This window comes from Streptomyces sp. NPDC048484, assembly GCF_040651415.1.
Taxonomy (GTDB): Bacteria; Actinomycetota; Actinomycetes; order Streptomycetales; family Streptomycetaceae; genus Streptomyces.
This window is the reverse complement of sequence record NZ_JBEZJY010000100.1, coordinates 1-11,701: the sequence shown is the minus strand read 5'-3', so window position 1 is coordinate 11,701 and position 11,701 is coordinate 1. Positions and strand designations below refer to the sequence as shown.

General features: G+C 71.1%; 8 protein-coding genes. 6 read left to right on the top strand and 2 right to left on the bottom strand.

Annotated elements, in window-relative coordinates; all coding sequences use genetic code 11:
* Window positions 1-194 precede the first annotated feature (194 nt).
* Window positions 195-1,634 carry an NADP-dependent phosphogluconate dehydrogenase gene (gndA, locus tag AB0D14_RS44205; protein ID WP_362790984.1) on the bottom strand — a complete coding sequence of 480 codons (1,440 nt, stop codon included), beginning with the start codon at window positions 1,632-1,634 and terminating at the stop codon, window positions 195-197.
* Window positions 1,635-1,951: 317 nt separating this feature from the next.
* Between gndA and AB0D14_RS44200 the strand changes: the two genes are divergently transcribed.
* A complete protein-coding gene (locus AB0D14_RS44200; RefSeq protein ID WP_362790982.1) occupies window positions 1,952-3,130 on the top strand; it encodes a transglycosylase family protein in 1,179 nt (392 codons plus the stop codon).
* Here AB0D14_RS44200 and AB0D14_RS44195 read toward each other — a convergent pair.
* Window positions 3,120-4,481, bottom strand: a complete 1,362-nt coding sequence (locus AB0D14_RS44195) for a DMT family transporter (protein WP_362790980.1) — start codon at window positions 4,479-4,481, stop codon at window positions 3,120-3,122. The genes AB0D14_RS44200 and AB0D14_RS44195 overlap by 11 nt on opposite strands.
* 240 nt (window positions 4,482-4,721) lie before the next feature.
* Here AB0D14_RS44195 and AB0D14_RS44190 point away from each other — a divergent pair, with 240 nt between their 5' ends.
* From AB0D14_RS44190 to AB0D14_RS44170, 5 genes are all read left to right on the top strand, one after another.
* Window positions 4,722-5,498, top strand: coding sequence for a (2Fe-2S)-binding protein (locus tag AB0D14_RS44190; protein WP_362790977.1), 777 nt, complete (start codon window positions 4,722-4,724; stop codon window positions 5,496-5,498).
* Between the two features lie 46 nt (window positions 5,499-5,544).
* Complete coding sequence (gene glgA, locus AB0D14_RS44185) at window positions 5,545-6,696, top strand: glycogen synthase (protein ID WP_362790974.1); 1,152 nt, start codon at window positions 5,545-5,547, stop codon at window positions 6,694-6,696.
* A gap of 69 nt (window positions 6,697-6,765) precedes the next feature.
* A complete protein-coding gene (gene glgC / locus AB0D14_RS44180) occupies window positions 6,766-7,986 on the top strand; it encodes a glucose-1-phosphate adenylyltransferase (protein WP_362790971.1) in 1,221 nt (406 codons plus the stop codon).
* 369 nt (window positions 7,987-8,355) lie between these two features.
* On the top strand, window positions 8,356-9,732 hold the full coding sequence (locus tag AB0D14_RS44175; RefSeq protein WP_362790968.1) for a wax ester/triacylglycerol synthase family O-acyltransferase: 1,377 nt from the start codon (window positions 8,356-8,358) through the stop codon (window positions 9,730-9,732).
* A 160-nt stretch (window positions 9,733-9,892) separates the two neighbouring features.
* Window positions 9,893-11,479, top strand: coding sequence for an SDR family NAD(P)-dependent oxidoreductase (locus AB0D14_RS44170; RefSeq protein WP_362790965.1), 1,587 nt, complete (start codon window positions 9,893-9,895; stop codon window positions 11,477-11,479).
* The last annotated feature ends 222 nt before the right edge of the window (window positions 11,480-11,701 follow it).

The window sequence follows — 11,701 nt, the reverse complement described above, 5'->3', positions numbered from 1 at the left end:
CGGGGGGCGCGCCGGCGGGGCGCGTGCCCCGCGCGGGGGCGGCCGGCCGCCGCCGGGGCGGGGGCGCCCCCCCCCCCGCCCCCGCCCCCCCCCCCGCCGCCGGTTTTCAGCGGCGCGGGGCTGCGACATCGTGCGGCCACCCGCCCGCAGCCCGCGCCTCGCGCCCGCGCCGCGCAGCCCGCGCGCGAGGCGCGTCAGCCAGAGACCTCGGACCGGTCCCCGCCCCACAGCGTGTGGAACGACCCCTCCCGGTCGGTCCGCCGGTACGTGTGCGCCCCGAAGTAGTCCCGCTGTCCCTGCGTGAGCGCCGCGGGCAACCGCTCGGCACGGAGCGCGTCGTAGTACGCCAGCGCCGCCGCGAAGCCGGGCGTGGGCACCCCCTGCTGCACGGCGGAGACGAGCACCGCGCGCCAGTCGTCCTGAGCCGCCCCGATCTCCTGCGCGAACGTGTCGTCGGAGAGCAGGCTCGGCAGATCCGCGCGGGCGTCGTAGGCGGCGCGGATCCGGTCGAGGAACGCCGCCCGGATGATGCAGCCCCCGCGCCAGATCGAGGCGACCGCGCCCAGGTCGATGTTCCAGTCGTACTCGGCGCTGGCGGCCGAGAGCTGGTGGAACCCCTGCGTGTAGGACACGATCTTCGACGCGTACAGCGCCTGCTCCACCTGGTCGGCGAAGGCCGATGCCTCGGACTCGCTCAGCGCGCTCGCCGTCGGTCCCGCGAGCCCGCGCGAGGCCTCGCGCAGCGAGCTGTGGCCCGACAGCGACCGGGCGAAGACCGCCTCGGCGATGCCCGACACCGGCACGCCCAGGTCCAGCGCGATCTGTACGGTCCAGCGGCCGGTGCCCTTCTGCTCGGCCTGGTCCTGGACCACGTCCACGAAGGGCTTGCCCGTCGCCGCGTCCACGTGCGACAGGACCTCGGCGGTGATCTCGATCAGGTACGAGTCGAGCCGTCCGGTGTTCCAGGTGCGGAAGATGTCGGTGATCTGCGCGGGGGAGTAGCCGGCCACGTCACGCAGCAGCTGGTACGCCTCGCCGATCAGCTGCATGTCCGCGTACTCGATGCCGTTGTGCACCATCTTCACGAAGTGCCCGGCACCGTCGGGACCGACGTGCGTGACACACGGCGCGCCGTCCTCGGCCTTCGCGGAGATCTTCTCCAGCATCGGACCGAGCGACTCGTACGACTCGACCGGACCGCCCGGCATGATGCTCGGGCCGTTGAGCGCGCCCTCCTCGCCGCCGGAGATACCCGCGCCGACGAAGTGGATGCCCTGCTCGCGCAGGTCGTGCTCCCGGCGCCGGGTGTCCGCGAAGTGCGCGTTGCCCCCGTCGATGATCATGTCGCCCGGCTCCAGGAGCGGGGCGAACTCCTGGATCACCGCGTCGGTCGGCTCACCGGCCTTCACCATGATCACCAGGCGGCGGGGCCGCTCCAGCGCGTCCACGAACTCCTTGGCGGTCTCCGTCGCGACGAAGGTGCCCTCACTGCCGAACTCCTTCACCAGCGCGTGCGTGCGCGCCGCTGTCCGGTTGTGCAGGGCGACGGCGTATCCGTTCCGCGCGAAGTTACGGGCGAGATTGCGCCCCATCACCGCGAGTCCCGTGACGCCGATCTGCGCTGAGTTGCTCATACGGTTTGGCTCCTAAGATCCTGAATCAGTGGTGCCGGTCCTGCCCGCCAGTATTGCCCGCTCGACCATCCTGACTTGCCGGTTCTCCGACCGCACATCCTGCCTTGCCGATGGTGTGTACGCAGAAGAGGTGCCCCCGCCTCAGTGCTCGGGGGAACTTCGCCGTCACGCCTGCCACCGGCATACACACCAACAGTCATGAACGAAGGTGCATTCCTGGTCACTTGGCGGGATAGGGAGGCTGATTGCCCTCTTGTCATGGCCTGTTAGGAGCGTTTACTTTTGCCGCTCCTGACGCTTGTCGAGGGGGCACCATCATGGTCGTACGCGGCAGGCACCGCCGGTATCAGCCCAACAGGATCAACCGAGCGTCACTCACCGTCACGGTGGGCGGTGTCGGTATGGCGATACCGCTCATCGGTACCGGCGTCGCGAACGCGGCCGATGTGGACACGTGGAACAAGGTCGCCGCCTGCGAGTCCACCAACAACTGGAACATCAACACGGGCAACGGCTACTACGGCGGGCTCCAGTTCAGCCAGTCCACCTGGGGGGCCTACGGCGGCGGGGCCTACGCGGCACGTGCCGACCTCGCCACCAAGGACCAGCAGATCGCCGTCGCCGAGAAGGTCCTCAAGAGTCAGGGGCCGCGTGCCTGGCCCGTCTGCTCGGAACAGGCGGGGCTCACCCGCGGTGGCGACAGCCCCGACATCAGCCCCTCGGGCACCTCCACGCAGACCACCAAGCGCAAGGTCGACGTACAGCCGCAGACCACGCCCCAGTCGCGGGCCGGCACCGCCGAGATGTACACGGTCGTCGGCGGCGACACGCTCTCCGGCATCGCGGGCACCCGTGACGTACCGGGCGGCTGGCGGCAGTTGTACGAGGCCAACCGCAAGACCGTCGGCGCCGACCCCGATCTGATCGTTCCCGGCCAGCGGCTGAGCCTGCGCACGAAGGCCGGGTCCGGGACGAGCGGCACCTCCACGTCCTCGCCCGACAAGGTGGAGAAGACGGAGACGAAGGAAAAGAAGGAAAAGAAAGAGGAGAAGACCGAGGAGAAGGCGGAGAAGAAGACCCAGACGGTCAGGGACACCCTCACCGCCCCGGTGAGCGCCGGCACCGGAACGCCGTACCACGCCGCCGGCTCCTCCTGGTCGAAGGGTTACCACACGGGCGTCGACTTCCCGGTATCGACCGGCACGTCCGTCAAGGCGGTCGGGGCGGGCAGCGTGGTGACCGCGGGATGGGGCGGGTCCTTCGGCTACCAGGTGGTGATCCGGCACGGCGACGGCCGCTACACCCAGTACGCCCATCTGTCCGCGATCTCCGTGAAGGCGGGGCAGAGCGTGGGGGGCGGCCAGCGCATAGGCCGCTCGGGCTCCACGGGCAACAGCTCGGGCCCACATCTGCACTTCGAGGTGCGGACGGGGCCCGGTTTCGGCAGCGACGTCGACCCCGTCGCCTACCTGCGCGCGGGTGGCGTCAGGATTTGACGCAGGAGCGCCGCATCATCGGGGCGGGCAGCAGGAGGGGCGGGCACGGAATGCCGTAATAGGCGCCGTTGGGCCACGCGTTCCCGCCCGAGCCGCCCGAGCCGCCCGGCGCACCGCCGGGCGGCGGAGGCCCGTTGGATCCGGGCGGCGGCACAAGGGCACCCTCCCGCCCGGAGGACGCGAGCATCCCGGCCGCTGCCGTGAGTGCTCCCTCCCGCATACCGGGTACGTCGGCGGAGGTCAGCGTCTCCTCCCGTACGCCGGCGTGCGCGAGCGTCGACTCCTCCCGTACGCCGGCCGCCGTGAACGCTTCTTCTCGTACGCCCGCCGCCGTGAGCGCCCTGTGCCGCACCCCTGCCGAGGAGACGCGTCGCTCCGCGGAAACGGTCTGCTCGGGGAGCACCGCGGTCTTCTCGAACGGGCTCGGCGCGGCTTCCACGGGTGTCTCCATGGCCAGGGACGCCGCTCCGGTTGCCGTCGCCGACGCCGGCGCCGCCGACGGAACCGGCCGCGTACGCTCCGTGCCGCCGAGCCGCTCCGTGGTGAGGAGGATCAGACCGCCCGCGGCGACGACTCCACAGCCCAGGGCGAGCATCGTGCCCGTCTCGCCGTAGCGGAACGTCTCGCCGAACATCGTGAGGCCCACCGCGGCGGCCACGATCGGGTTCACGACGGTCAGCGTGGCCAGCGGGGCCGTGAGTCCGGCGCCCCGGTAGGAGGCCTGGGACAGCAGCATTCCCGCGGTCGCCAGGACACCGATCACGGCGAGGCTCGGCAGGTCGGCGAGCGAGACGCCCCCCGTCCAGTCCACCGCGACGGTCTTCGTGAACACCGAGGACATACCGAAGGCGACACCCGCCGCGATGGCCAGCAGCACGCTGCGCACGGCCGGGTGACGGTGCACCGCGCGGGCCGCCGTCATCAGCGCGACCACCGCGCCGCCGGTGACCACGGCCACCACGACGCGCTGGGTGCTGCTCAGGGACTGCGAGTCGGCCGTGCCGACCAGGGCCAGCAGCCCGGCCAGGCCGACCGCCGCCATGATCGCGCCGCGCCAGGCGGTCGCCCCGGCCCTGCGGCGGACGAAGACGGCCGCCATGGGCAGTGCGAACACGATGGTCAGCGCGCCCAGCGGCTGGACCAGGCTGAGCGGCCCGTAGGCCAGCGCCACGACGTGCAGCAGCGCGCCGAGGGCGTTGAGACCCACCGCGGCCCACCAGGCGAGGTGGCGCATGGGGGCGTACGTACGGTCAGGCGCGGTCGCCGCGACGCGTTCCTGCACGATGGCCCCGCCGGCGTAGGCGACGGCGGAGACGAGAGAGAGCACCACAGACAGCACGAGTGCGCTCATGTGTCGCTCCTCTGTGTGTGGCGGACGTGCTCAGTCGAGCGAAGTGTCCGGTGCGGCGAACGGTCGGCTTCCATGGTTAATACGATCCCTCGCAAAAGGTCCCGTGTCGTCGTACCTGAGCAGTCATTGGGTCCTACTGCCGATGGAGTACGTCTTGCGTCGTGTCCTCCCCAGGTCGGGTGACATCAGGTTCAACCCGCCTTGTGGCGCCGTTATGCCCCCTTGGTGTACTTGGTCTTTGTGAATCTCGATCCGGACCTCGACCTCAATGGGCTTGCCGCGCTCGAATCGCTCGGGGGGTTCTTCGCCCTGCGCACAGGGCAGCGCACGGAACAGGGCAAAGGGCAGCGCAAGAGGCGTGTGCTGCCGACGCTCGCGGAGGTCTATGCGACACGAAACGTCACCGCCGATCCGGATCCGCTCACTTTCCGTGTCCATAAGGTCGTGAACTCGCTGGCCGCGCCGGAGGTGCGTATCGGGGTCTCGGTGGCGCAGCAGGGGCTTGCCGCCCGGCTGTGGTCGGTGGCGCTGGGTTCGGCCGTGCTCCACGGGCAGGTACCGGATCTCGACCCGCTCCTGCTGCACTGGGACGCGGACGGCAGCGCCCCCGACGACCTGTGGCTGTCCGAGCTGCACGCGCTGCCCGGCGACGCGGTGACGATCCGGCGGCTCGTGCACCACGGCCACCTGGAACCCCTCTCGGCGGCGCTGCGGGCCCGGCATCCGGTGGCCGCGGGCCTGCTGTGGGGCAACGCCGCCTCCGCCCTCGTGGGCGCCGCACGTCAGCTCGACCACTGGGCCGCCGCCCACGGCCGCGCCGAGGTGGGAGAGCGTGCCCGCGCCCTCGCCGCGGAACTCCTCGACCACCCCGACCTGAGAGACACCGGCACCCTGGACGGGACAGCCTTCCGCCGGCGCAGTTGCTGCCTCTATTACCGGGTACCCGGCGGCGGAGTGTGCGGCGACTGCTGCTTCACGCGAGCACCACGGTCTTCCCCAACCGACGCATCTGGGTGACCATGTGGACATCAGCCGCTGAGACAGTGACACAGGGGGGGCGCGGGTGCGAGTGGGACTGCTGACCCGGGAGTATCCGCCGGACGTCTACGGCGGAGCGGGGGTCCATGTCGAGTTCCTGGCCCGGGAGTTGAGGCCTCTCACCGACCTGGACGTGCACTGCTGGGGTGAGGGCGCCGCGGGCGGAGTCGTCCGGCACCGGCCCTGGCCCGTGCTCGACGGCGCCAACGACGCGTTGCGTACCTTCTCCGTGGACCTTTCGATGGCCGCCGCCCTGGAAGGCCGCCAACTCGTCCACTCGCACACCTGGTACGCCAACCTCGCCGGCCACTTCGCGAAACTGCTGCACGGCATCCCGCACGTCATGACCGCGCACTCCCTGGAGCCGCTGCGTCCCTGGAAGGCCGAGCAGCTGGGCGGCGGCTACGCCCTCTCCGGCTGGGCCGAGCGCACCGCGATCGAGGCCGCCGACGGAGTGATCGCCGTCTCCGGGGCCATGCGCGAGGACATCCTCGGCTGCTATCCGTCCCTGGACCCCGCGAAGGTGCACATCGTGCACAACGGCATCGACACGAACCTCTACCGGCCCGATCACGGCACGGACGTCCTGGACCGGATCGGCCTCGACACCTCCAGACCGTACGTGCTGTTCGTGGGCCGCATCACCCGCCAGAAGGGCGTGCCCCATCTGCTGCGCGCGGTGCGCGACATCGACCCGGCCGCGCAGGTCGTGCTGTGCGCGGGCGCGCCCGACACCCCGGAGATCGACCAGGAGTTCCGGGTCCTCTTCGAGGAGCTGAGCCGGGTCCGCGAGGGAGTGCACTGGATCCCGCAGATGCTGCCCCGTCCGGAGGTGATCCAACTCCTCACCCACGCGGCCGTGTTCGTCTGTCCTTCGGTCTACGAGCCCCTCGGCATCGTCAATCTGGAGGCGATGGCCTGCGGCACCCCGGTGGTCGCCTCCCGGGTCGGGGGGATTCCCGAGGTCGTTGAGGACGGCAGAACCGGGGTACTCGTCACCGTGGACGAGGACTTCGAGACGGGACTCGCGCGGGCGCTGGACTCGGTCCTCGGGGATGCCGGGGCCGCCCGGCGGATGGGCGAGGCAGGGCGGGAGCGCGCGGTGGGGGAGTTCGGCTGGGCCGCCGTCGCCAGGCGCACGGTCCGGCTCTACGAGGAGATCCTCAAACAGGCGTAGTCCGGCCGACAGGCGTAGTCCGGCCGGCCCAGGGGCAGGCATGGATCAACCAGGGGTAGGGGAGCGACCATGCGGCGTGGTGGACCTTCGGTGCTCGGGATCGTGCTGGCGGGCGGAGAAGGCAAACGCCTGATGCCCCTCACCGCGGACCGCGCCAAACCAGCGGTCACGTTCGGCGGTACCTACCGCCTCGTCGACTTCGTTCTGTCCAACCTCGTCAACGCCGACATCCTGCGCATCTGTGTCCTGACGCAGTACAAGTCGCACTCGCTCGACCGGCACGTCACCACGACCTGGCGGATGTCCAGCCTGCTGGGCAACTACGTGACGCCCGTCCCGGCCCAGCAGCGGCTCGGCCCGCGCTGGTACCTGGGCAGCGCCGACGCGATCCTGCAGTCCCTGAACCTGGTGTACGACGAACAGCCCGAGTACGTCGCGGTGTTCGGCGCCGACCACGTCTACCGCATGGACCCGCGCCAGATGCTCGCCCAGCACGTCGACAGCGGCGCGGGCGTGACCGTGGCCGGCATCCGCGTCCCGCGGTCCGAGTCGTCGTCCTTCGGCGTGATCACCCCGGGCACGGACGGGCAGACGGTGGAGCGTTTCCTGGAGAAGCCCACGGACCCGCCCGGTCTGCACGACGACCCCGAGTGTGTCTTCGCCTCCATGGGCAACTACATCTTCACCACCAAGGCCCTGATAGAGGCGCTCCAGCGGGACTCCGAGGAGGCGAACTCGGTACACGACATGGGCGGTTCGATCCTCCCCCAGCTCACCGACCGCGGCGAGGCCCGGCTCTACGACTTCAGCGACAACCACGTGCCCGGAGAGACCACCCGGGACCAGGGCTACTGGCGGGACGTGGGCACCCTCGACGCGTACTACGACGCCCACATGGACCTGATCGCCGAGCGGCCCGCCTTCAACCTCTTCAACCGCAGCTGGCCCATCTACACCAGCTCCGGCCAGTTGTCGCCCGCCCGGTTCAACGCCGGCGGCATCGCGAGCGAGTCGATCATCAGCTCGGGCTGCCTGATCCGGGGCCAGGTCACACGCTCGGTCCTCTCCCCGGGCGTCGTCGTCGACCCGGGAGCCGTCGTCCAGGGGTCGATCCTCCACGACAACGTGCACATAGGCCGGGGCTCGGTCGTGCGCGGCGCGGTCATCGACAAGAACGTGCAGGTACCCCCGGGCGCGACCATAGGTGTCAATCCTGACCGGGACCAGGAGCTCTACACGGTGTCCGAGGGTGGCGTGATCGCCCTCGGAAAGGGCCAGCAGGTGCCGTGAGTCCTGTTCTTCGGCGGGGTGCGTTGGGCTGCCGGAGTGGCAGCGGCGCGGCTCACCCGCGGATGTCCGGCGTGTCGGGCGAACCGAGCGGTCTCATGGCGTACGACCGCCTGTCCGGCTGGGGCACGGCTTCGGACGCGGCACCGCCGGCGCCGGGGTGATGTCGCCCACTCCCCGGCGCCTGTCGCCCACTCCCCGGCGCCTGTCGCCCACTCCTCAGCGCCTCATGCGTCACCTGAGTCCCGCTCCTGTCGCAGGGAGCGGGACTTAATCTGCTGTTAACTGTGCGTAGCTTGATCGTACTTGACCGTAATCGTTCAGCCGGGATTGACTGCTCACTCACCCGTCGTCGACGCGAGAGCCAAGCCATTGAATGCAGGGATCTCTGACTCTGACCTTCTCGCACCACTCGACCTGGCGTTCTGGAACATCGAGTCGCCCGAGCACCCCATGCACCTCGCGGCACTGGGGATCTTCACGGCGAACTCGCCCGCCGCGGCCGCGCACGCCGCCGATCTGCTCGCGGCCCGCGCGGCCGGCGTCCCCGGGCTGCGCATGCGGATCCGCGACATCTGGCAGCCGCTCGACCTGCGGCAGGCGCCCGCCTTCGACCTGCGCAGGCCACTCGCCTTCGGCGGCGCCGCCCGCGAGGCCGTAGCCGACTTCGAACCGCTCGACCACGTCCGTCTGCACGCGCCCGTCGCGGACTTCCACGCCGCCGCCGGCGCGATCATGCAGCGACCCCTGGAGCGAGACAGGCCACCGTGGGAGGCCCATGTCGTGCCCGGCGTGGAGGGGACCTCCTTCGCTGTGCTCTTCAAGTTCCACCACGCGCTGGCCGACGGGCTGCGGGCCCTGACACTCGCGGCGGCCGTCCTCGACCCCATGGACCTGCCGGCGCCCCGCCCGCGTCCCGAGGAGCCCGCGCGCGGCTTCCTCCCGGACGTGAGGAAGTTGCCGGGAGTCGTCCGCGGCACGCTCTCCGACCTGGGCAGGGCCCTCGACATCGGCGCCTCCGTCGCCCGCGCCACCTTGCGCGTACGATCCTCACCCGCCCTGGTCTCGGAGCCCACCGGCACCCGCCGCGTCGCGGGCGTGGCCGTCGAGCTCGACGAGATCCACACCATCCGCAAGAGCGTGGGCGGCACCGTCAACGATGTCCTCATCGCCGTCGTCGCGGGCGCTCTGCGCCGCTGGCTGGACGAGCGCGGGGACGGCAGCGAAGGGGTGTCGCCCCGGGCCCTGATCCCCGTCTCGCGGCGGCGCCCGCGCACCGCGCACCCGCAGGGCAACCGGCTCTCCGGGTACCTGGTGAGGCTTCCCGTCGACGACCCGGACCCGCTCGCCCGGCTCGCCACCGTGCGTACGGCCATGAACCGCAACAAGGACGCGGGACCCAACCGGGGAGCGGGCGCCGTCGCCCTGCTCGCCGACCACGTCCCGGCGCTCGGCCACCGGCTCGGCATGCCCGTGGTCGGCCAGGCGGCCCGGCTGCTCTTCGACATCCTGGTCACCAGCGTGCCGCTGCCCAGCCTCGGCATGAGGCTCGGCGGCTGCCCGCTGACCGAGGTGTACCCGCTCGCCCCGCTGGCCCGCGGCCAAGCCCTCGCGGTCGCGGTGTCGACGTTCCGCGGGCGCGTCCACTACGGGCTCGTCGCCGACGCGGAGGCCGTCCCGGACCTCGACGTGCTGGCCAAGGCGCTGACTGCGGAGGTCGCCGAGCTGACCACCGCCTGCGTGTCCTGAACCGTCGCTCGCGGGGCCCGTGGGACCGCATCCCACGGGCCCGCGGAGGACCGGTGATCATCGCGGGTTTGGTGCCTTTGCCCCGCGCTCCGTAAAATTCCGCCTTCGAAGGCGAGCGCGGTTCGAGCGCCGCGCGAAAACCCGAGGAACGGCAACGGCGATGACGGTGACAGAGGACAGCCAGGCGGCCCCCGCCGTGGACACGGCACAGGCCCCGGAGAGTCCGTACGGCTCAGAGGCACCGGAGGGTCCGTACGGCTCGGAGACTCCCGGGGGGTCGTACGGCTCGGAGAGTTCGGACGGCTCGTACGGCTCCTACGGTCCCGGGATCGACCCGGAGCGGCTGGCGGTCTGCCTCGCCGTGCTCGACGAGCTGGAGAAGATCGACGTCGACCACCCCGACGCGATCGCCGTGCGCCGCGCCACCGCGGGGATCTACCGCTCGGTCAAGCAGCGCCGCCGCCATGAGCGCAGGGCCGCCAAGACCGCCCACGACAAGGCGGTCACCGAGGCCACGGCCACCGGCTCCGCCCAGCGCATCGACGACGAGACCGAGGGCGTCCTGCCGTCGTCCGTGACCGAGGCCGGCGCCATCGCGGGGACACTCCAGCGCCCCCGCTCCTGCTACACCTGCAAGACCCGGTACACCGAGGTCGACTACTTCTACCACCAGCTCTGCCAGAAGTGCGCCGCCGAGAACCGCGCCCGCCGCGACGCCCGCACCGACCTCACCGGCAAGCGCGCGCTGCTCACCGGCGGCCGCGCCAAGATCGGCATGTACATCGCGCTCAGGCTGCTGCGCGACGGCGCCCACACCACGATCACCACCCGCTTCCCGAACGACGCCATCCGCCGCTTCAAGGCCATGCCCGACAGCGACGAGTGGATCGGCCGGCTGAAGATCGTCGGCCTGGACCTGCGCGACCCCGCCCAGGTCGTCGCCCTCGCCGACTCGGTCGCCGCCGAGGGCCCGCTCGACATCCTGATCAACAACGCCGCCCAGACCGTACGCCGCTCCCCGGGGGCGTACAGCGAGCTGCTCGCCGCCGAGTCGGGCCCGCTCCCCGCCGGTGAACTGCCGCCCGCCGAGGTCATCGGCACCTTCGGCTCCGGCGCCGTGTCCGCGCTGCCGGTGTCCGGGAGCGGCGCGCTGACGGCTCAGGACGTCACCGGTCTCGCACTCATCTCCGGCTCCGCCTCCCTGGAGCGGATCGCCGCCGGTACCGCCATCGACGCGGGCGGCCTCGTGCCCGACCTGCACGACACCAACAGCTGGATCCAGGCCGTCGAGGAGGTCACGCCGGTCGAGCTTCTGGAGGTCCAGCTCTGCAACTCCACCGCGCCGTTCATCCTCATCAGCCGGCTGCGCGCGGCGATGGCGGCCGCGGGCGCCGGGCGCTCGTACATCGTGAACGTCTCCGCCATGGAAGGCGTCTTCAACCGCGGTTACAAGGGCGCGGGCCACCCGCACACCAACATGGCCAAGGCCGCCCTCAACATGCTCACACGCACCAGCGCCCAGGAGATGTTCGAGAAGGACCGCATCCTGATGACCGCCGTCGACACCGGCTGGATCACCGACGAGCGGCCGCACCCGGACAAGATGCGGCTGGCCGACGCGGGCTTCCACGCGCCGCTGGACCTGATCGACGGTGCGGCTCGGGTGTACGACCCGATCGTGCGGGGTGAACAGGGCGAGGACGTGTTCGGGGTCTTCTTGAAGGATTACGCGCCTGGCAAGTGGTAGCCGCTGCGGGCCGCTGCGCGGGGCTTGAGCAGGGCAGGGCAGAGCAGGGCAGGGGCGGGGCGGGGACGGGTGCGTCCGGGCGTTGCGGGAGGCTGCGGGCTGGTCGCGCAGCTCCTCGCCCCCTAAACTTGATCTTTAAGCCTCCTCCTTCGCTCCGCCGCGTCGGGGCCTGTCCACTTTGTATTGTTTCTTGCCGACTGGGTGGCGGGGTGCGGGGGTGGA